General features: G+C 61.2%; 19 protein-coding genes. 4 read left to right on the top strand and 15 right to left on the bottom strand.

Annotated elements, in window-relative coordinates; all coding sequences use genetic code 11:
* Positions 1 to 2: 2 nt before the first annotated feature.
* On the bottom strand, positions 3 to 929 hold the full coding sequence (locus tag AB4N92_RS18075; RefSeq protein WP_010212678.1) for a LysR family transcriptional regulator: 927 nt from the start codon (positions 927 to 929) through the stop codon (positions 3 to 5).
* Positions 930 to 1,052: 123 nt separating this feature from the next.
* Here AB4N92_RS18075 and fpr point away from each other — a divergent pair, with 123 nt between their 5' ends.
* Positions 1,053 to 1,832: a ferredoxin-NADP reductase gene (gene fpr, locus AB4N92_RS18080; RefSeq protein ID WP_003189055.1), complete on the top strand. Its 780-nt coding sequence runs from the start codon at positions 1,053 to 1,055 to the stop codon at positions 1,830 to 1,832.
* A 64-nt stretch (positions 1,833 to 1,896) separates the two neighbouring features.
* Here the strand turns inward: fpr and tsaA are convergent, their stop codons facing one another.
* From tsaA to rimO, 5 genes are all read right to left on the bottom strand, one after another.
* A complete protein-coding gene (gene tsaA / locus AB4N92_RS18085) occupies positions 1,897 to 2,592 on the bottom strand; it encodes a tRNA (N6-threonylcarbamoyladenosine(37)-N6)-methyltransferase TrmO (protein WP_010212676.1) in 696 nt (231 codons plus the stop codon).
* A 3-nt stretch (positions 2,593 to 2,595) separates the two neighbouring features.
* Complete coding sequence (locus AB4N92_RS18090; protein WP_010212675.1) at positions 2,596 to 3,057, bottom strand: YehS family protein; 462 nt, start codon at positions 3,055 to 3,057, stop codon at positions 2,596 to 2,598.
* A 65-nt stretch (positions 3,058 to 3,122) separates the two neighbouring features.
* Positions 3,123 to 3,833 (bottom strand): rRNA pseudouridine synthase, encoded by a 711-nt coding sequence (locus tag AB4N92_RS18095; RefSeq protein WP_042571732.1) that lies wholly within the window; start codon positions 3,831 to 3,833, stop codon positions 3,123 to 3,125.
* A 125-nt stretch (positions 3,834 to 3,958) separates the two neighbouring features.
* Positions 3,959 to 4,429, bottom strand: coding sequence for a GNAT family N-acetyltransferase (locus tag AB4N92_RS18100; RefSeq protein WP_236267185.1), 471 nt, complete (start codon positions 4,427 to 4,429; stop codon positions 3,959 to 3,961).
* A gap of 97 nt (positions 4,430 to 4,526) precedes the next feature.
* A complete protein-coding gene (gene rimO, locus AB4N92_RS18105) occupies positions 4,527 to 5,867 on the bottom strand; it encodes a 30S ribosomal protein S12 methylthiotransferase RimO (RefSeq protein WP_268934428.1) in 1,341 nt (446 codons plus the stop codon).
* Between the two features lie 288 nt (positions 5,868 to 6,155).
* Here rimO and AB4N92_RS18110 point away from each other — a divergent pair, with 288 nt between their 5' ends.
* Both AB4N92_RS18110 and AB4N92_RS18115 read left to right on the top strand, forming a co-directional pair.
* Positions 6,156 to 8,057, top strand: a complete 1,902-nt coding sequence (locus AB4N92_RS18110) for a potassium transporter Kup (protein ID WP_010212670.1) — start codon at positions 6,156 to 6,158, stop codon at positions 8,055 to 8,057.
* Between the two features lie 127 nt (positions 8,058 to 8,184).
* Complete coding sequence (locus tag AB4N92_RS18115) at positions 8,185 to 9,291, top strand: NADH:flavin oxidoreductase/NADH oxidase (RefSeq protein ID WP_236267186.1); 1,107 nt, start codon at positions 8,185 to 8,187, stop codon at positions 9,289 to 9,291.
* Positions 9,292 to 9,338: 47 nt separating this feature from the next.
* On the opposite strand, the gene AB4N92_RS18120 is transcribed toward AB4N92_RS18115, so the two are convergent.
* A complete protein-coding gene (locus AB4N92_RS18120; RefSeq protein WP_047541328.1) occupies positions 9,339 to 10,508 on the bottom strand; it encodes a DUF418 domain-containing protein in 1,170 nt (389 codons plus the stop codon).
* Positions 10,509 to 10,510: 2 nt separating this feature from the next.
* On the bottom strand, positions 10,511 to 11,107 hold the full coding sequence (locus AB4N92_RS18125) for a TetR/AcrR family transcriptional regulator (protein WP_021492454.1): 597 nt from the start codon (positions 11,105 to 11,107) through the stop codon (positions 10,511 to 10,513).
* Between the two features lie 255 nt (positions 11,108 to 11,362).
* On the opposite strand from AB4N92_RS18125, the gene AB4N92_RS18130 reads away from it, so the two are divergent.
* Positions 11,363 to 11,548, top strand: coding sequence for a hypothetical protein (locus tag AB4N92_RS18130; RefSeq protein WP_010212665.1), 186 nt, complete (start codon positions 11,363 to 11,365; stop codon positions 11,546 to 11,548).
* A gap of 100 nt (positions 11,549 to 11,648) precedes the next feature.
* Here AB4N92_RS18130 and AB4N92_RS18135 read toward each other — a convergent pair whose 3' ends face one another.
* From AB4N92_RS18135 to ydcS, 7 genes are all read right to left on the bottom strand, one after another.
* Positions 11,649 to 13,274, bottom strand: a complete 1,626-nt coding sequence (locus AB4N92_RS18135) for a glucan biosynthesis protein D (protein ID WP_010212664.1) — start codon at positions 13,272 to 13,274, stop codon at positions 11,649 to 11,651.
* Between the two features lie 345 nt (positions 13,275 to 13,619).
* Positions 13,620 to 15,482, bottom strand: coding sequence for a flavin monoamine oxidase family protein (locus AB4N92_RS18140; protein ID WP_236267187.1), 1,863 nt, complete (start codon positions 15,480 to 15,482; stop codon positions 13,620 to 13,622).
* A gap of 63 nt (positions 15,483 to 15,545) precedes the next feature.
* Positions 15,546 to 16,970, bottom strand: a complete 1,425-nt coding sequence (locus tag AB4N92_RS18145) for a gamma-aminobutyraldehyde dehydrogenase (RefSeq protein ID WP_236267188.1) — start codon at positions 16,968 to 16,970, stop codon at positions 15,546 to 15,548.
* 177 nt (positions 16,971 to 17,147) lie between these two features.
* Entirely contained in the window at positions 17,148 to 17,957 is an 810-nt protein-coding gene (locus AB4N92_RS18150; RefSeq protein WP_021492451.1) for an ABC transporter permease, read from the bottom strand.
* Positions 17,947 to 18,876 carry an ABC transporter permease gene (locus AB4N92_RS18155; RefSeq protein ID WP_010212656.1) on the bottom strand — a complete coding sequence of 310 codons (930 nt, stop codon included), beginning with the start codon at positions 18,874 to 18,876 and terminating at the stop codon, positions 17,947 to 17,949. Before AB4N92_RS18155 ends, AB4N92_RS18150 begins: the two co-directional genes overlap by 11 nt.
* 1 nt (position 18,877) lies before the next feature.
* A complete protein-coding gene (locus AB4N92_RS18160; RefSeq protein ID WP_021492450.1) occupies positions 18,878 to 19,912 on the bottom strand; it encodes an ABC transporter ATP-binding protein in 1,035 nt (344 codons plus the stop codon).
* A 201-nt stretch (positions 19,913 to 20,113) separates the two neighbouring features.
* Positions 20,114 to 21,265 (bottom strand): putative ABC transporter substrate-binding protein YdcS, encoded by a 1,152-nt coding sequence (gene ydcS / locus AB4N92_RS18165; RefSeq protein ID WP_047541333.1) that lies wholly within the window; start codon positions 21,263 to 21,265, stop codon positions 20,114 to 20,116.
* Positions 21,266 to 21,312: the final 47 nt, after the last annotated feature.

The following is a 21,312-nucleotide window of genomic DNA, read 5'->3' on the forward strand; positions in this document are numbered from 1 at the left end:
CCTCAGGCAATGCTCGGCAGCACGATCTCGTCGCTGCGCTGCACCCCAGCGGTGAAGGCGCGGCACAGCTCCAGGAATTCTCGCATCGCCGAGGTCTGGTACTTCTGTTTGTGCCAAATGAAGTAGAACTGCCGGGCCAGGTCGAGATCCGGGGTTTCCACCGGCACCAGGCTGCCACGGCGAAACGCGTCACGCAGCGCCAGCCGTGAAATGCAGCCAATCCCCAGCCCTGACTCCACCGCTCGTTTGATCGCCTCGGTATGCTCCAGCTCCAGACGGATATTCAGCGCGCTACGGTGATGGCGCATGGCTTGGTCAAAGGTCAGGCGTGTGCCTGAGCCTTGTTCCCGCAGGATCCACGCCTCATGGGTCAACTCGTCCATGCTCGCCACGCCACGCTTGGCCAGGTGATGCTGCGGCGCGCAAAACACCACCAGTTCATCTTCCACCCAGGTTTGCACCTCGATGTCCGGGTGGCTGCAGTCGCCTTCTATTAGACCCAGGTCAATTTCGTAGTGCGCTACCTGGTGCACGATATGGGCAGTGTTCTGCACATGCAGCTTCACCTGGCTCTCGGGATGTTGCTGCATGAAGCTGCCAATCAACAGGGTCGCCAGGTAATTGCCGATGGTGAGGGTGGCGCCGACCGCCAAGGAACCGAAGCCGGATTTGCCGTTGAGCAAGTCCTCGATCTCCTTGGCCTGGTCCAGCAGCGCCACCGCCTGGGGCAAAAGCTGATGACCGAGCGCGTTGAGGCTCAGGCGCTTACCCGCGCGGTCGAATAATTGGCAGCTGGATTGGCGCTCCAGCTCAGTGATCGAGGTGCTGGCGGCGGATTGAGATAAGGCCAGAAGGCCAGCAGCGCGCGAGACGCTTTCCTGCTGGGCGACGGCGACGAAGACTTGCAGTTGACGGAGAGTAAATCGCATATCGATATAACCGATAACCCTTATCTTAATAATCCAGTTAACAGATATTGTCGCCGCCATTAGAATGCTGTGCAATTGCGCAACTACATTTGGCGCAGACCCATTTCCAGGAGTCCCCCGTACATGAGCAACATGAACCACGAGCGTGTCCTCAGTGTTCATCACTGGAACGACACTCTGTTCAGCTTCAAGTGCACCCGCGATCCGGGCCTGCGCTTCGAGAACGGTCAGTTCGTGATGATCGGCCTGCAACAACCCAACGGCCGCCCGCTCATGCGCGCTTACTCCATTGCCAGCCCGAACTGGGAAGAGCATCTGGAGTTCTTCAGCATCAAGGTGCCGGATGGCCCGCTGACTTCCCAATTGCAGCACTTGAAGGAAGGCGACGAGATCATCATCAGCAAAAAACCGACAGGCACCCTGGTGCTTGACGATTTGAAGCCGGGCAAACACCTGTACCTGCTCAGCACGGGCACTGGCCTGGCTCCCTTCATGAGCGTGATCCAGGACCCGGAAACCTACGAGCGCTTTGAAAAAGTGATCCTGTGCCACGGCGTGCGTTACGTCAACGAAGTCGCGTATCGCGAATTCATCACAGAGCACCTGCCGCAAAACGAGTTCTTCGGCGAAGCCCTGCGCGACAAGTTGATCTATTACCCGACCGTGACCCGCGAGCCGTTCGAAAACGAAGGGCGCCTGACCGACCTGATGCGCAGCGGCAAGCTGTTCAGCGACATCGGGCTGCCGCCGATCAACCCCGAGGACGACCGCGCGATGCTGTGCGGCAGCCCAAGCATGCTGGACGAAACCAGCGAAGTGTTGAACAGCTTCGGCCTGAAAGTTTCGCCACGGATGCGTGAGCCGGGTGATTACTTGATCGAGCGGGCGTTCGTCGAGAAATAAACACTGATCCAAAAATGTGGGAGCCAGCTTGTGTGGGAGCAGCTCCCACACTGGTTTTCGGGGTTTATCCCGCTGGAAGCACTTCCAGCACACAAATCACCCCAGCCTCGGGATAGTGCCAACGCACATCCACGTCCCAGAACTGTGCGCCATATTCCCGTTCTGGCCCTGGCGTCTGGTACGCCGGCCGTGGATCCTGTGCCAGGCACTGATCGATCAGTTCCACCAGTGGCTCGCCAAGGCGCTGGGCATGGCCTTGTGCCTGTTGCAGGGCAGTCTTCAGCCACTGCACGGGGATCAGCTGCGGCGCGCCGCTGGCGATGTCGTTGGTGGCCGTGTCGACGATGTCGGCATACGGCACATACGGCTTGATATCCAGCACCGGTGTGCCATCGAGCAGATCAATCCCGGAGATCCACAGCCGCCCCGGCTCCACCTTGTCCAGCTTCACCACTGACTGGCCGATGCCATTCGGGCGGTGCGTGGCGCGGGTGGCGAACACGCCCATGGACGTATTGCCACCCAGGCGAGGCGGGCGCACTTTCAGGCGGGGCTTGTCTTCCAGGGCTTGGTGGAACAGGAACAGCAACCACACATGGCTGACCTGCTCCAGGCCCTGTACTGCCTCGCCACCGTCGAACGGCGCCACCAGCTCCAGCACGCCACGGGCGGCCGGTGCCAGTTGCGGTTGGCGTGGGATGGCGAACTTCTCCTTGAAGCAGGAGCGCACGAAGCCGACGGGCGAGACGTTGTAACTCATGGCTTACGCGCGAACCCGCAGGGTCAGGCCCTTGAGGAAGTTGCGCAGCAACTGGTCGCCGCATGGGCGATAGTTGGTGTGGCCGAACTTGCGGAACAGCGCGCTCAGCTCAGGCTTGGACACCGGGAACTCGGCGGCTTTGAGGATGGCGTGCATGTCGTCTTCCTTCAGCTCGAAGGCCACGCGCAGCTTCTTGAGGATGATGTTATTGGTCACCGGGGTTTCGATCGGCTGTGGCGGACGGCTTTCGTCCTTGCCGCGCTTGAAGATCACCAGGCCATCGAGGAAGTGCGCCATGACTTCATCCGGGCAGAACACGAAGCCTTCCTCCTCATCTTTCTTGAGGTAGGTCAGCAGGTCGTCCTTGGTCACGTCCATGCCGCCGAGCTTGATGATCTCGACCATCTTGTTGTCGCTGATGTCGAGCATGTAGCGCACGCTGCGCAGTACGTCGTTGTGAATCATGGTGGGCAATCCTGGTATTCAACTGAGGGCGCCGCCCATCAGGCGGCGCCGGGAAAAAGGGCGGCTTAGAACTTCTCTTTGCCGGACAGGTAACGCCATTGGCCGACCGGCACCTTGCCGATGGACACGCCGCCGATGCGGATACGACGAATGGCGATGACTTTGAGGCCAACCGCTTCACAGAACAGCGCGATCACGCCTGGCTGCGGGTTTTTCATCGCGAAGCGCAGGCGGTTTTCGTTCTGCCAGCTGGCTTTGACCGCCGGCAGTTCCTTGCCTTTGTAGGTCAGGCCGTGGTTCAGGCGATTGAGGCCGTGGGCAACCATGTCGCCTTCGACTTCCACCACATACTCCTGCTCGATCTTGGCGGCATCGGCGGTCAACTTGCGCAGAATCTTCCAGTCCTGGGTAAACACCAGCAGGCCGCTGGCCTTGGCTTGCAGGTCGGCACTGGCGGTGAGACGCAGGAAGTGGCCCTTGAGCGGGCGCTTGCCGAAGCGGTGTTCCTCCGAGAGCGTCTCGGCGCTGATCGATGCCATGGCCGTCTCGGCATCTATGCCGGCCGGGGCGTGCAGCAAGATGGTCACCGGCTCGGGCACGGTGGCCTTGGCGTCCGGGTCGAGTGCGACCTTCTGGGTGGTGACCTTGAACTGTGGTTCGTCGATCACTTCACCGTCCACCGAGACCCAGCCGCCTTCGATGAACAGCTCAGCCTCCCGACGGGAGCAACCGACCAGTTCGATAAGGCGTTTGGAGAGGCGTATGGGGTCAGTCATGACATGGGCCGTAGCAAAAGGGGGCAGCTATTGTACCTGCCTGGCGCCGGTTAATCCCGGCCCCATTTCAGTGCCGTCGCTTTTTGTGGGCGCTGGCTTGCCTGCGATGGCATCGCCTCGGTTCGTCAGCCACTGCGCAGGTGTTGCTGCTGGCGCAAACGTATATGCAGCAACGGATAGGGCTGGCCCAGGCCGTCATGCTCCGTGCGCCCGATCACCTCGAACCCCTGTTTGAGGTAGAAGCCCAAGGCCTGGGGATTCTGCTCGTTCACTTCCAGCTCGTCGGCATTCATATGCTCGATCGCATAGCGCAGCAATTGCCGGCCAAGGCCCTGGCCACGGTGCTGCGGGTCGATAAACAGCATCTCGACCTTGCCTGCGGCGACACCGGCAAACCCGGTGATGCGTTGGTGCGAGTCTTTGGTGCAAATCAGCATCACCGTGTCCAGGTAGTGAGTCAGCACGAGGTTCCTCAGTAGCTCGATGTAGCTGTCCGGCAGGAAATCATGGGTAGCCCGCACCGAGGACTCCCAGATTTCAGTCAGTTTTTGATAATCGCTGGATTTAGGTGTGTGGATAACCGAATGCCGACGCATGCTCGCTGCCCCTGCCGATGATTGGCGATGGGCAAACGATAGACCTAAAAAAGCCCCACATCTTGATCAGATGCAGGGCTTTTTACAGTGTTACCGATCAGTCGCGCTTTTCAGCCCACAGGTCGTATTCGTCGGCGTCGGTCACGGTGCACCAGACCTTGTCTCCCGGCTTCAGGCCGCTGGCGTCGTCGATAAACACGTTACCGTCGATTTCCGGTGCATCGAAGAAGCAACGACCAACCGCGCCTTGTTCATCGACTTCGTCGATCAGGACTTCGATTTCCTTGCCGATGCGCAGTTGCAGGCGCGCCGAGCTGATGGCCTGCTGGTGCGCCATGAAACGCTCCCAACGGTCCTGCTTGACGTCGTCCGGCACCACGGCCAGGTCCAGCAGGTTGGCCGGGGCACCTTCAACCGGCGAATACTGGAAGCAGCCGACGCGGTCCAGTTGGGCCTCGGTCAGCCAGTCCAGCAGGTACTGGAAGTCTTCCTCGGTTTCGCCGGGGAAGCCGACGATGAACGTCGAGCGGATGACCAGTTCCGGGCAGATCTCGCGCCAGTTCTTGATGCGCGCCAGGGTCTTGTCTTCGAAAGCCGGGCGTTTCATGGCCTTGAGCACTTTCGGGCTGGCGTGCTGGAACGGGATGTCCAGGTATGGCAGGATCTTGCCGGCGGCCATCAGCGGGATCAGCTCGTCCACATGCGGGTACGGGTAGACATAGTGCAGGCGCACCCACACACCCAGGCTGCTGAGGGCTTCGCACAGTTCGGTCATGCGGGTTTTTACCGGCGCGCCGTTCCAGAAACCGGTGCGGTATTTCACGTCGACGCCGTAGGCGCTGGTGTCCTGGGAGATCACCAACAGCTCTTTGACGCCGGATTTGACTAGGCGCTGGGCCTCGTCCAGTACGTCGCCGACCGGGCGGCTGACCAGCTTGCCGCGCATCGATGGAATGATGCAGAAGCTGCAGCTGTGGTTGCAGCCTTCGGAAATCTTCAGGTATGCGTAATGGCGTGGTGTCAGCTTGATGCCCTGCGGCGGCACCAGGTCGATCAGCGGGTTGTGGTCCTGGCGCGGTGGCACCACGTCGTGCACCGCGTTGACTACCTGCTCGTACTGCTGCGGGCCGGTCACCGCCAGCACGCTCGGGTGCACGTTGCGGATATTGCCTTCTTCCACGCCCATGCAGCCGGTCACGATGACCTTGCCGTTTTCCTTGATCGCTTCGCCGATCACTTCCAGGGATTCCGCCTTGGCCGAATCGATAAAGCCGCAGGTGTTGACCACCACCACGTCGGCGTCCTGGTAAGTGGACACAACGTCATAGCCTTCCATACGCAGTTGCGTGAGGATGCGCTCGGAGTCGACCAGAGCCTTCGGGCAACCCAGGGAAACAAAGCCAACCTTGGGGTTGGCCTTTGCGATGGTGGTGGACATGTCTAACCTCGGTATTGAATGACGCCGCCAGTCGGGCACGACAGGGCTGCGGACGGGCGCTTGGTGCGCCTCTGATCAAAAAGTGCGCAATTCTAGCGACGGGCAACGCACTTGACCAGCTTTATGCAGGGAAATGCGACGAGTGCTGCGCTATGCTTCGCGCCGTTGCGCGTAGGTAAAGTCCTAAGGTCAACAAAACGTCTGTTACGAGAAGTAAAACAGCGCATGCTAGGGTCAGCTTAGACGCGTTGTAATAAAAGACCGCAGGTCAAAGGGCAGGAGTTGTTGATGGGTCACGCGAGTAATCAGGCAGCAGGTGCCGAGCATTCAAACGCCAAGCCGATTGGTATGCTGGTGGCAGCGGTTGGGGTGGTTTATGGCGATATCGGGACCAGCCCGCTCTACACCCTTAAAGAGGTGTTCAACGGCGGTTATGGGGTTCAGGTCAATCATGACGGCGTGCTGGGGATCCTGGCGCTGATCTTCTGGTCGCTGATCTGGGTGGTGTCGATCAAATACATGCTGTTCGTGCTGCGCGCCGATAACCAGGGCGAGGGCGGCATCATGGCGCTCACCGCACTGGCACGACGGGCGGCGGGGGAGCGCAAGAAGTTGCGCAGTTTCCTGGTGGTGTGTGGCCTGTGCGGCGCGGCGCTGTTCTACGGCGACAGCATGATCACCCCGGCGATTTCCGTCTTGTCCGCTGTTGAGGGCTTGGAGCTGGCCTTCGACGGCCTGGAAAAATGGGTAGTGCCGATCGCTCTGGTGGTTCTGGTCGCGCTGTTCCTGATCCAGAAACATGGCACCGACCATATCGGCAAGCTGTTCGGTCCGGTGATGGTGACCTGGTTCCTGGTGCTGGGTGGTTTGGGTGTGTATGGCATCACCCTGCACCCTGAAGTGCTCAGTGCCATGAACCCGATCTGGGCGGTGCGCTTCTTCGAGGCTCATCCTGGGATTGGCGTGGCCATCCTCGGCGCGGTGGTGCTGGCACTGACCGGCGCCGAAGCCCTCTACGCCGACATGGGCCACTTTGGCCGCAAACCCATCGCTCGCGCCTGGTTCATGCTGGTGTTGCCGGCGTTGGTGCTCAATTATTTCGGCCAGGGCGCCATGCTGCTCGGTGATCCGGAAGCCGCGCGCAACCCGTTCTACTTGCTGGCGCCTAGCTGGGCGCTGATCCCGCTGGTGGTGTTGTCCACCCTGGCCACGGTGATTGCGTCCCAGGCGGTGATTTCCGGTGCGTTCTCGTTGACGCGCCAGGCGATCCAGCTGGGCTACATCCCGCGCATGCATATCCAGCACACTTCCAGCGCCGAACAGGGCCAGATCTACATCGGCGCGGTGAACTGGTCGCTGATGGTCGGTGTGATCCTGCTGGTACTGGGCTTCGAATCGTCCAACGCATTGGCATCGGCCTACGGCGTGGCGGTGACCGGCACCATGCTGATGACCACCATTCTGGTGTCGGCAGTGATGCTGCTGCTGTGGAAGTGGCCTCCGATTCTGGCCGTGCCGGTCCTGGTCTGCTGCCTGTTGGTGGACGGCCTGTACTTCGCTGCCAACGTGCCGAAGATCATCCAGGGCGGCGCCTTTCCGGTGCTGGCGGGGATCGTGCTGTTTGTGCTGATGACAACCTGGAAACGCGGCAAGCAATTGCTGGTGGACCGCCTCGACGAGGGCGGCCTGCCGTTGCCGATCTTTATCGGCAGTATCCGCGTGCAGCCGCCCCATCGCGTGCAGGGCACCGCCGTGTTCCTCACCGCGCGCCCGGACGCCGTGCCCCACGCGCTGTTGCACAACCTGCTGCACAATCAGGTGCTGCATGAGCAAGTGGTGCTGCTGACGGTGGTCTACGAGGATATTCCCCGCGTGCCGGCCGCACGGCGGTTCGAGGTGGACGCCTACGGCGAAGGCTTTTTCCGCGTGATCCTGCACTTTGGTTTTACCGACGAGCCGGACGTGCCCGAAGCGCTGAAGTTGTGTCACCTCGATGACCTGGACTTCAGCCCGATGCGCACCACCTACTTCCTCAGCCGCGAAACGGTGATCGCCTCGCGGATCAAGGGCATGGCCCGCTGGCGTGAGGGGTTGTTCGCCTTCATGTTGAAGAACGCCAACGGCAACCTGCGCTTCTTCAAACTCCCGGTAAACCGGGTGATCGAACTGGGTACCCAGGTCGAAATGTAAGCTGTTGCTGCACGGGGGCCGGCAATCGGCTCCCGCTTTCCTTTCTGAACCCTGTGCAATCCAGCGTTGTCGACTAGGCTCTAAGCACCGTTTGAATAGTGCCCACAGAACCCAGAAGAGGTGCGCCATGAGTCAGCTGCTCGAACCCTACACGCTCCGTCAATTGACCCTGCTAAACCGCATCGCGGTCTCGCCGATGTGCCAATACTCGGCGCAAGATGGCCTGGCCAATGATTGGCACCTGGTGCACCTTGGCAGCCGTGCCGTCGGTGGTGCCGGGCTGATTTTCACCGAAGCCACCGCCGTAACTGCCGATGGCCGCATTACCGCCCAGGACCTTGGGTTGTGGAATGACGCACAGATCGAACCGCTGCAACGCATCACGCGTTTCATCGCTGCCCAAGGCGCGGTGGCCGGTATTCAACTGGCCCACGCCGGGCGCAAGGCCAGCACTCATCGGCCTTGGATCGGCAAGCATGGCAGCGTCAAAGTGGAAGAGGGCGGCTGGACACCGGTGGGGCCATCACCCATTGCCTTCGACCCCCAGCACACCCCACCCAAGCAGTTGGACGAAGGCCAGATCCAGCAAGTGATCGCCGACTTCGTCGCCGCCGCCAAGCGCGCGTTGACCGCCGGCTTCGAAGTGGTGGAAATCCACGCGGCCCATGGTTATCTGCTGCATCAATTTCTCTCACCCATCAGCAACCAGCGCCAGGACCAGTACGGCGGCTCGTTCGAAAACCGCATCCGCCTGGTGCTGCAAGTGACCCAGGCTGTGCGTGATGTCTGGCCCCAGGAGCTGCCGCTGTTTGTGCGGGTCTCGGCGACCGACTGGGTGGAAGACGGCTGGAACCCCGATGAAACCGTGGAGCTGGCGCGTCGCCTGAAGGACTTGGGGGTGGACCTGATCGACGTCTCGTCCGGTGGCACCGCCGCCAATGCCGAGATTCCCACCGGCCCCGGCTACCAGACCCGCTTCGCCGAGCGCGTGCGCAAAGAGTCGGGCATGGCCACCGGCACCGTTGGCATGATCACCGAGCCAGCCCAGGCCGAGCACATCCTGCGCACCTGTCAGGCGGATATCATCTTCCTGGCCCGCGAGCTGTTGCGTGACCCGTACTGGCCGTTGCATGCCGATGATGACCTGGGCGGGCGCAAGGCCATCTGGCCGGCGCAATATCAGCGAGCGACGCACCGGGATCAGCCGACTCATGAGTCGGACCTGCGCGATTGACCTTCTGGGCTCTGCCATAACCCACCGCTGACCACGGTGGGTTTTTTCTAGGCCGTGCGCCGCCAGTTCGGCCAGGCCCACAGCGTCGCCGCGCGTAGCAGCCACTCCATCGGCCCATAAGGGTGGGTACGCAGCCAGCGTGCACTCAGCCACAGTTGCAGGGCAAAGATCCCAAGTGCCACGGGCAACATCAGCAGCGGGGCGAGCGTGTTGATCAGGCCTGCGCCATAGCCGCTGAACAGCAACCCCAGCAGTACCGATTGCAGCAGGTAGTTGCTCAGGGCCATCTTGCCCACCGGGGCCAGCCAGTGGCACAGCCAAGGCCCGGCGGCAGAGCTGAACAGTGCGAGCATCAGCAGGGCATAGGCGGCGCTCAATAACGGTGCCGTGAGTTGCCCCACGCCAAAGGCAAAGGTTTCCAGGCCGCCACCGGGGGCATAGGCGGCGCTCAAGGCATAGATCATTGCGCCCAACAGGCCTGCGGGCAGTGTGATGAGCAGCAAGCGGCTCAGGCGCGGCTGCCAGGCGTACGGGGCTACCAACAGCTGGCGTCGTCCGGCGGCATAACCGAAGAAGAACATCGCCAGGGCGCTAGGCCCTTGCAACAACCATAACGCCTGCACGGTGCTCCACAGATGGCCACTGTGAAAACGCAGGGTATCCACTGCACTGCCAGTAAACGCCACGAGTTTGTCTGCGGCGTCGGGGCTTGAGACCCCGGTCAGGTTGCCTTCCAATGCTTGCAGCACACCCAGCAGCATCCACGCCGAACAGGCGGTCACCACCAGGCAAATGCCCCAACGGTACGCCTTGGCCGGAGACAGGTTGCGAGCCGCCAATAGCACCAGGCCGAGCAAGGCATAGGTGGAAAGAATCTCCCCGTAATACAGTGCAGCGCCGTGGGCCAGCCCCAGGGCCAGCAGGGCCAATTGCCGGCGCACCATTCGCGGTGCGAAAGCAGCATTGGCACGTTCGGCGGCGGCCATCTGTAAGGTAAAGCTGTAGCCGAACAGAAAGGAAAACAGCAGGTAGAACTTGGTTTCGAACAGCAGCGAAATGACAAACCGGACCACGTGGTCGACGGTGCCGGCATAGTCGGGGTTGGTGAGGGTTGATGCGTAATAAGGGTCGGCGAACGCGCAGATATTCACGGCCAGAATGCCAAACAGGGCAAAGCCGCGTAACGCATCGACGTGCACCAAGCGTGTCGGGGTCATCTTCAGCGCCCTTGCAGCAGGTGCACCACCAGGCCGCGCAGCACTTGCGTCTGTTGGTCCGGGTGGAAGTCCGCATCGGCTGCGACGCGGGCGAACATGCCATCGATCAGGGTGGCCAGCCAACTGGCGGCTTCAGGCGCAGAGAGTGATGTGTGAAGTTGCCCGGCGCGGTCGGCGGCTTTGATCAGCGCTTCCAGGCCTTCGCGCAAATAGCGGTCGTTGGCCTTCATCAGGTGTGCCACCGCTTCATCGCGGTGGCCCAAAGCGGAAATCTCCAAGGCCAGGCCGGCGTAGTGGCGGTCGCAGGCCAAATGGCAGGTGTGGTCGACAAACGCCAGCAAAGTCGCCATCGGGTCTTCGGCGTCGGCCAGAGGTGCCATGCCCTGCCGAATCTGCTCACCTTCGCGCGCCACCAACGCCAGCAGCACTTCATGCTTGCTGGCGAAGTAATGGAACAGGTTACCGGCGCTCATTCCGGCGGCGGTGCAGATGTCGGCTGTGCGGGTAGCGACAAACCCGGCTTCGGCGAAACACCGGGATGCGGCATCAAGCAGCGCCATGCGCTTGGTTTCGCGTTGTTGCGGATCGACGGTGCGCATAGTGGGTTCATTAATTAATTGAGTGGTCACTCAATTAAATGGTGCGTAGGAAAATACTGCAAGCTTTTTGCTCAAAACCCATTATTTAAGTTTTTACTCTAAAAAATCCCACGCTTGGCAAGATCGTTTCTACGCTTAGAGTAAGTCTGATTTCTGGCCCAGGAAGTCAGTCGGTTTGTTCATTGAGGCATTGCGCTTCATGGGCGGCGGTTATGGGCAAAGGGAGTATTTGATGGATATCAGGAGAAGCAGTCCATGGCCAAGTCCTATGGTGTAGCGGGGGTGGTGGCGTCGTTTCTGGCCCGCAGTGTGTCTTTACGGGGCCGAAGGCTGAGTTCGGATGAGGTGGAACTGCTGACGCAGTATCGCGCCCTGACCGAGAGCGATCAGGTGGCGATGCGCTATTTGATGGGGGCGATGAAGAGTGTGTCGCGGTTTTGAGCACCTGTAGGCGCTGGCTTGCCAGCGATGCAGGCACCGCGATGCGTCAGTCGCACCGCAGTGATGCCAGCGCCGGCAAGCCAACGTCTACAAGGGACGATCAGGTGTACTTACGCTGGTCCGGTGCCGGCGGGAAGTACTGATACAACCAGGTTTCACTCAAGGTGCGGTCCTGGGTGCGGATAAACAAGCGCAGTTCCACCGGCTCCACGCTGTCGCTGGTCGGGTACCAGTCAAACAGAATGCGGTAGCCCTTGATGTTATCCAGCACCAGCACGCTGAAATCCTTGACCTGACCGTGGGAGCACGTCACCACCGGCTCGATCCCGGTGCCCGGTGGCAGGCGATCCAGGCCGCCGCCCTTGAAGTCCACGGCAAAACGGCGCGCCCACACCGGTGGGTAGTGTTCACCTGGTGCCCAACCTTCGGTAAAGCCTCCCATCCCCGAACGAGTAGCGTCGACTTGCGCCAACGGTGTACTTACCGGTGGCAGCGCGCTCCAGTACAGCTTGTAGCCGTAGTTGAGCGAGTCGCCGGCCGCCACGGGTTTTTTCGGGGTCCAGAAGGCCACGATGTTGTCGAGGGTTTCGCCGGTTGTAGGAATTTCCAACAGGTCGATGGAGCCTTCGCCCCAGGCAGTGGTCGGTTCGACCCACAGGCTTGGGCGCTTGCTGTACCAGTCCACAGTGTCCTGGTAGCTGGCGAACTCATGGTCGGTCTGCACCAGGCCGAAGCCTTTCGGGTCTTTGTCGGCGAACGCGTTGAATTGCAACTTGGCCGGGTTGTTCAGCGGGCGGCAGATCCACTCGCCGTTGCCGCGCCACATCGCCAGGCGGTCCGAATCGTGGATCTGCGGGTGGATGGTGTCGCACATACGGCGTTCGTGAGTGCCGCAGCTGAACATGCTGGTCATTGGTGCGATACCCAGTTGTTCAATGGTGGTACGCGCATTGATGTGCGCGTCGATCGCCATCACCACCTGGTTGGCCTGGCAGTCGATATCGAAGCGGTAGGCGCCGGTAGCGCTCGGCGAATCGAGCAGGGCATAGACCACGAAGCGTGTGGCGTTCTTGTCCGGGGTTTCAAACCAGAACTGCGTGAAGTCGGGAAACTCCTCGCGTTTTTTTGCGTAGGTGTCGATGGCCAGGCCACGGGCCGAAAGGCCGTACTGCCCGGTACTGTCCACCGCGCGGAAGTAGCTGGCGCCGAGAAACGACAGCACGTCATGACGGTCCAGCTCCGGCGCCTTGAACAGCTTGAAGCCGGAAAAGCCCAGGTCGCCAGTCAGTTGCTGGGTGTCGACGGTGGTCTTTTCATAGTTGAACAGCGACGGCCGGAAATGTACCTCTCGCGCTTCGCGGGTCTTGGGGTCAACACTGTGCATGCGCACCGGGGTCTTGAAGCCCATGCCGACGTGGAAGAACTGCACGTCCAATTGGCCGTTCAATTCCTTCCACAGCGAATGGTTACCGTCGTAGCCGATGGCGTTGAAATTCTGGGGCGTCATGGTCGCCAGTGTCGGCGGCAGTACCTGTTTGGTGTCCTTGTAAGCGGTCCCGGCGAGTTGTTTGGCCTGGGCCTTGAGCGATTCGAAGTCGAACGCCACGGCCTTGCCATCGGCAGCACGGTTCCCCGCCCAGGCTTGGGCGGCGAGCAGGCCGCTGGCCGACAAACCGGTGTAAGCCGCAATGGCCATGGACGCTTTGAGCAAATTCCTGCGGTGCATAGAGACAACCTGTCGTGAGCAAATCCCGCGCCGTTCCTGGCACGTGCTGGATCAGAAATTACGGTTCGGACATGCCTTCGACCAAACGCAACGGACATTAAACAGACGCTGGATAGCTTAAGCGGTTCGATGACGTAGGAAAATTGATTGATGGCGGGGTGATGGCGTTGCAAGTGAAACAAGGTGTTGCAGGGGGGGCGAGCGAACACACTCCTCAGGAAAGAAGACGACCCCATGTAGGAGCGGGCTTGCCTGCGATGGCATCAGCTCGGTCAGACTGGAGGCCGAGTCGACCGCATCGCAGGCAAGCCCGCTCCCCCATTAGGTTCAGGCGTCAGGTCACGTTCAGGCCACTTCGCCCGCTGCCCTGTACGCCTCATCAATCGCCGCATGGGCATACGCACTCCACGCCGCATCCGAGTTAGCGATACTCACATGCCCCACCGGCTTTTTCGCCAGCTTCATCAACGCTTCGCTTTCATCGGCATCATCGAACAAGCTGTTGGAGAAGGTCGCATAACCGTGTGACCAGCGGTTGACAGTGATCGCCAGGATGTCGGTCTCATGGTTGAACCCACCCGGCCCGAGCATACGTTGCAACTGATCACGCAACTGCGCTTCCAACTGCTCGAACGTCTGCCCATACAGTTTGCCCCGCCCGGCACGGGCCTGGTCGCGGGCGTTCATGCCGCTGTTGGGGCTGGTGGGCACGTAGACCATGTGCAAGCCGATCGGCTGTGTCGGGTCGCGCGGGTGGTCGTAGCCTCCCATGCTCACCGGGTAGTCCAACTTGATGCGGCTGTAAGGCTGGGTCGCCGCGTAGATCTCATGCACGCCCAGTGTCTGGAACGACTGCCAATTACGGATCACCACCTTGGTGTACACCAGCGGGTATTTTACGTTCTGGCTCAGGGCATGGGCCTGCGGCGCCGGCAGATCCTTCAACAGGTACGGGATCATCATGTTGTAGCAGGCCAGGATGCAGCGTTTGCCGCGCACCTGTGCGAGTTGTCCGCCACGGCTGTAGCCGATATGCACGCCGTTGTCGACGTTACGCACGCTGACCGCCGTGCTGTTCAAGCGCAATCGCACGGCTGCCTTGGGCTGGTCGAGCTTGGCGTAGTCGAACGTCGCCAGCACGATATCGTCCATGGTATGCCCTGGCGCCACGCCCGGGATCAGGCTGCGCACCAGCAAGCGCGCCACCGAGGCATTTCCATCGGGGAAGTGGTAGATGTAGGGCTCTTCCATTTCCGCTGCCGCTTCTTCGCTGATGGGCGCCAGGTTCATCCCGGCAAAGCCTGGGAAACCCACGCTGTAGGCGTCAGCCGAAGCGACGGCATCAATGCTCAACGCCATGAAGTCATTGGTGCGGCTCTGGAAATACTTCACCGCGCCTTCCGATAATCCTACGTTCTTGAGCAGAAAATCGCGGTAGCTGGTTGCTGCCAAGTAGTCGGCCTTTTCTTCGGCAGTCTTGCCCGGCAGGTAATCCTTGGGCGCCATGTGCAGCTCGATCAGGGCCTGGCGGTCTGCCGCTGGCAATGGGAAGTCATTGATGAAATCGCGGATGGCGCGGGCATTCAGCTGGCCTGGTGCAACATCGTCAGCCACCATCGGGGTCGGGTCGCCGGTCACCAGTTTGTCTTCGCCGAAGTTTTCCTTGTCGAAGAACACCCCGCGCGAGAGCCCCAGGCCTGGGTAGAACTGGCGATCGAAGGCGGTTTCAAAGCGCTTTATATTCACCCCGAGCGTTTTCAACAGCCCGTTCACTTCCTTGCTGTACAGGTGGTTGGGCGACTGGAAAGCCTCGCTCCCGCCGTAGCCGATGATCATGCGGCCACCGGCCTGGAATTCGTTGCGCTTGGCGTGGCCGCCGAAGTCGTCGTGGTTTTCCAGGATCAGGATCTTCGCCTTGGGGTGTTTTTCGCGGTAGAACCACGCCGCCGACAAACCACTCAAGCCACTACCGACCACCACCAGGTCGTAATCCTCGGTGATCGGCAGTTTGTCGGTGTCGAACACCTTCTTTTCCCAGCCCATCTGGTGCGCCACTTCGAACGAGCCGGCATGGCTGCCGCGCAGGCCGGTGAGGGCAGGTGGGTAGTAACGGCCATCGGGGGCGGCTTGCAGGATTTGCAGCGGGGTCATGCCAGCGGCAATCGTGATGGCGACGCCGTTGAGGAAGTCGCGGCGGGTGATATCCATGGGAGATCCTGAAAATTATTGTTATAGGTTCCCGGCATCCAGAACGGATGCCGGGTTAAATCGTCAGTGCTTGAACATCACATGGCGCACGCTGGTGTAGTCCTCCAACCCATACATGGACATGTCCTTGCCATACCCGGACAGTTTCTGACCGCCGTGGGGCATTTCGCTGACGAGCATGAAGTGGGTATTCACCCACGTGCAGCCGTACTGCAGGCGTGCGGCCAAGCGGTGGGCGCGTCCTACATCGGCGGTCCACACGGACGACGCCAGGCCGTAGTCCGAATCGTTGGCCCAACCGAGCACCTGCGCTTCATCAGTGAACCGGGTCACCGATACCACCGGCCCGAACACTTCGCGGCGCACGATCTCATCGTCCTGCTGCGCGTCGGCCAGTACGGTCGGCTCAAAGAAGAAGCCATTGCCTTCCACCGCCTTGCCGCCGGTGATCAGGCGAATGTGCGACTGCGCCACGGCGCGTTCGACGAAACCTGCGACACGGTCGCGATGCTGCGCGGTAATCAATGGGCCCAGCTCGGTGGCCGGGTCATCCTGCAAGCCGTACTTGATGCTGGCGACCGCCGCGCCGAGTTTCTCGACAAACTGCTCGTAGATCTCCGCTTGCGCGTAAATCCGACAGGCTGCGGTGCAATCCTGACCGGCGTTATAGAAGCCGAAGGTGCGGATGCCTTCCACGGCGGCGTCGATGTCCGCGTCGCTGAAGATGATCACTGGCGCCTTGCCACCCAGCTCCATGTGCATGCGCTTCACGCTGTCGGCGGTGCTGGAGATGATGTTTGCGCCGGTGGCGATGGAGCCGGTCAGCGACACCATGCGCACTTTCGGGTGGTTCACCAGCGGGCTGCCGACGGTTGGCCCGCGGCCGAACACCAGGTTGAGCACACCGGCCGGGAAGAGGTCAGCGGCCAGTTCGACCATGCGCAGGGCCGTCAGCGGGGTTTGTTCCGACGGCTTGAGCACCACGGTATTGCCGGCGGCGAGGGCCGGGGCGATTTTCCAGGCAACCATCATCAGTGGGTAGTTCCACGGTGCGATGGACGCAATCACGCCCACCGGGTCGCGGCGGATCATCGAGGTGTGGCCGGGCAGGTATTCACCGCCTGCCGAACCGCTCATGCAACGGCTGGCGCCGGCAAAGAAACGGAATACATCGGCAATCGCCGGGATCTCATCATTCAAGGCGGCGCTGTAGGGCTTGCCGCAGTTGTCCGATTCCAGCTGGGCCAGCTCTTCGCCGTGGGCTTCGATCACGTCCGCCAGTTTCAGCAGCAACAGCGAGCGGTCTTTGGGTGCGGTTTGCGACCAGCTTTCGAACGCCGCATCGGCTGCGCGCACGGCGGCGTCGACCTGGGCTTCGCTGGCTTCGTTGATTTCCACCAGCACGCGGCCGAGCGCCGGGTTGAATACAGCCTGGGCCGGGCCTTCGCCTTCTACCAGTTGGCCGTTGATCAGCAGTTTGGTTTGCATGGTTCAGCTCTCCTAAAACGAGTGTTTACCCCTGAGCAAATGCGGTTCAAATGTGGGCGCTGGCTTGCCCGCGATAGCGGTGGATCAGCCAGCCGATTCATCAACTGACAGCCTGCGATCGCAGGCAAGCCAGCTCCCACACTGAACCGTGTTTCTTCAGTGGCAGGGTCTTGTCAGTTATTTACCGCCACTCCCCGCCACGCTTTCACCGCCGCGGGTCAGGTAATAGGCACCGAGAATCGGGAACATCGTCACCAGCATCACCAGCATGGCGACCACGTTGGTCACCGGCACATCCCGTGGGCGGCTGAGCTGGTTGAGCAGCCACAAGGGCAAGGTGCGTTCGTGGCCGGCGGTGAAGGTGGTGACGATGATTTCGTCGAACGACAGCGCAAAGGCGAGCATGCCGCCGGCCAGCAGTGCCGAGCCCAGGTTGGGCATGATGATGTAGCGGAAGGTCTGCCAGCCGTCGGCACCCAGGTCCATCGACGCTTCGATCAGGCTGTGGGAGGTGCGGCGCAAGCGTGCGATGACGTTGTTGTAGACGATCACTACGCAGAAGGTCGCGTGGCCGACGATGATGGTGAACATCCCCGGCTCGATGCCCAGCGTCTTGAAAGTCGCCAGCAACGCGATACCGGTGATGATCCCCGGCAGCGCAATCGGCAGGATCAACATCAGCGACACACCTTGCTTGCCGAAGAACTCGCGGCGATACAGCGCAGCCGAGGCCAGGGTGCCGAGCACCATGGCAATCAGGGTAGCGATGGCCGCAATCTGCAACGACAGCTTGATGGCTTCCAGCACGTCCGGCCGGGCGAACGCCACGCTGAACCACTTCAGGGTGAAGCCCTGGGGCGGAAAGCTGAACGCGGCTTCTTCGGTGTTGAAGGCGTAGAGAAAGATGATCAGGATCGGGAAGTGCAGAAACACCAACCCGCCCCAGGCTGCAATCTTCAGACTCATACTTGATTTTTCAGAGTGCATCGAAGGCCCCCAGGCGTTTGACGATGGACAGGTAAACCGCGATCAGCACGATCGGTACCAGAGTGAACGCCGCCGCCATGGGCATGTTGCCGATGGCGCCTTGCTGGGCGTAGACCATGCCGCCGACGAAGTAGCCGGGCGGGCCCACCAGTTGCGGCACGATGAAGTCGCCCAGCGTCAGCGAGAAGGTAAAGATGGAGCCGGCGGCAATCCCCGGAATCGACAGTGGCAGGATCACCTGCATGAAGGTCTGACGCGGCTTGGCGCCAAGATCCGCCGAGGCTTGCAGCAACGACGGCGGCAGTCGTTCCAGGGACGCCTGGATCGGCAGGATCATGAACGGCAGCCAGATGTAAACGAACACCATGAAGCGCCCCAGGTGCGAGGTGCTCAAGGTGCTGCCGCCCACGCCGGGAATGCCCAGCACGAACTGCAACACCGGCTCCAGGCCCAGGTGCTGCACGAACCACTGCGCCACGCCGCCCTTGGCCAGCAGCAAGGTCCAGGCATAGGCCTTGACGATGTAGCTGGCCCACATCGGCATCATCACCGCGATGTAGAAAAACGCCTTGGTCTTGCCCGTGGTGTAGCGCGCCATGTAGTAGGCAATCGGGAAAGCAACGATGGCGCTGGCGATCGACACCGCGATCGCCATGCTCAGGGTGCGCACAATGATGTCGAAGTTCGACGGCTGGAACAGCGCGGCGAAGTTGGCCAGGGTCAGGTCCGGCGTGACCGCCATGGTGAAGTCGTCAAACGTATAGAAGCCTTGCCACAGCAGGGTCAGCAGCGAACCCAGGTAGATCGCGCCGAACCAGATCAGCGGCGGCACCAGCAGCATCGCCAGGTAGAGGTTGGGCTTGCGGTACAGCAGGTTGGAAAACCTGCGCATCGGCGGTTGGGAAAGGGCCAGGCTCATGTCACACCTCGCCTGCGATATCGGTCAGCGGCACCATGGCTTCACGGGCCCAGCGCGCGGTGAGGGTCTGGCCGACCTGGTGGCCGGCAGTGGTGTCCAGCCACTGGTTGTTGGCGCGGCTGATATTCAGGGCCTGGCCGTTTTCCAGCTTCAATTCATAGCGGGTGGCGCTGCCCTGGTACTGGATATCGTGGAGCAAACCGCTGATTTCCACTTCGCCGGCGCCCAGCGGGCCTTCGGCAAACCGCACATGTTCCGGGCGGATCGAGAAGGGTTGCGCGGTGCCGCCGAGGCGCTGGGCCAGCTCGCCACGAATCACGTTGGAGGTGCCGACGAACTCGGCGACGAACGACGTGGCCGGTTTCATATAGAGGTTGCGCGGCGTGTCGACCTGTTCGATGCGGCCTTTGTTGAACACCGCTACGCGGTCGGACATCGACAACGCTTCGGTCTGGTCGTGGGTCACGAAGATAAAGGTGATGCCCAGTTGGCGTTGCAGCTTCTTCAACTCACTTTGCATCTGCTCGCGCAGCTTGAGGTCGAGGGCACCCAGGGGTTCATCGAGCAGCAACACCCGTGGGCGGTTGACCAGAGCGCGAGCCAGGGCGACACGTTGGCGTTGGCCGCCGGAGAGCTGTACCGGCTTGCGGTCGCCATAGCCGCCGAGGGCGACCATTCCCAGGGCTTCTTCGGCACGGTTCATACGCTCGGTCTTGCCCACGCCCTTGACCTTGAGGCCGTAGGCCACGTTGTCGCGCACATTCATATGGGGGAACAGCGCGTAATCCTGGAATACAGTGTTGACGTCACGCTGATACGGCGGCAACCCCGCGGCTTCCTCGCCATGGATGCGGATCGAGCCCGCGCTCGGCTGCTCGAACCCGGCTATCAGGCGCAGGCAGGTGGTCTTGCCCGAGCCGGAAGGGCCGAGCATGGAAAAGAACTCGCCGTCCTGGATATCGATGGAAACCCGGTCAACGGCTTTCACTTCGCCGAACTGACGGGAAACGTGAGTGAATTGGACTGCAAGCGTCATGGTGCGGTGCTCCAAAAAGGCGCGGGTCGTCGCAGCGGCCCGGCCTGGACTTCTGAAAAAACGGGATAGCGGTGTACGCGGTCAAAATGTGGGAGCGGGCTTGCTCGCGAATGTGGTGTTTCAGCCAACACATCTGTAACTGACCCACCGCTTTCGCGAGCAAGCCCGCTCCCACCTTTTGTCCTGCGTTGTCAGGAAGGCTTAGCGGCCACCCATGATCGCGATGTAATCCTGGGTCCAGCGGCTGTACGGCACGAACTTGCCGCCTTCAGCCTGCGGGGTTTTCCAGAAGGCGATCTTTTCGAACTGGTCGAAACCGTTGGTCTTGCAACCCTCGGCGCCGAGCAACTCGCTTTCCTTGCACGCCGCGGGCACCGCCGGCAGCGAACCGAACCAGGCGGCAACGTCGCCCTGGACTTTTGGCTGCAGCGACCAGTCCATCCACTTGTAGGCGCAGTTCGGGTGCTTGGCCTCGGTGTGCAACATGGTGGTGTCGGCCCAGCCAGTGGCGCCTTCCTTAGGAATGGTCGAGGCAATCGGCTGCTTCTCGTTCTGCAGGCCGTTGACCTGATACGGCCAGGCGCTGGAGGCCACCACACCTTCGTTCTTGAAGTCACTCATTTGCACGGTGGTGTCGTGCCAGTAGCGGTGGATCAGCGGTTGCTGGGCGCGCAGCAGTTCGAGCACGGCCTTGTACTGGGTTTCGGTCAGTTCGTAGGGGTTCTGGATGCCCAGTTCCGGCTTGGTCGACTTGAGGTACAGCGCCGCATCGGCGATGTAGATCGGGCCGTCATACGCTTGCACGCGGCCTTTGTTCGGCTTGCCGTCCGGCAGGTTCTGCGCGTCGAAAATGACATTCCAGCTGGTGGGCGCGGTCTTGAACACGTTGGTGTTGTACATCAACACGTTCGGGCCCCACTGGTACGGGGTGCCATAGGTTTGTTGGCCGACCACGTACCACGGCGCATCTTTCAGGCGTGGGTCGATGTTCTTCCAATTGGGAATCAGCGCGGTGTTGATCGGCTGCACGCGCTTGCCGACGATCAACCGCAGTGACGCATCGCCCGACGCGGTCACCAGGTCATACCCGCCCTTGGCCATCAGGCTGACCATTTCGTCAGAGGTGGCGGCGGTTTTCACATTGACCTTGCAGCCGGTTTCCTTCTCGAAACCGGTGACCCAGTCGTAGGCCTTGTCACTTTCGCCACGTTCGATATAGCCGGGCCAGGCGACGATATCCAGCTGGCCTTCACCGGCGCCCACCGCTTTGAGCGGTTCGGCGGCCTGGAGGCTGGCGCTGGCCAGCAGCGCGGTGGTCAGGGCACTGAGCAGTGCAGTCTTGTGCGCAGACATGGGGGTTCCCTCTTCTTTAATTATGGTCGGGGCAGTGTTTGAAGCCG

The sequence above is a fragment of the Pseudomonas sp. S3_A09 genome, assembly GCF_054668065.1.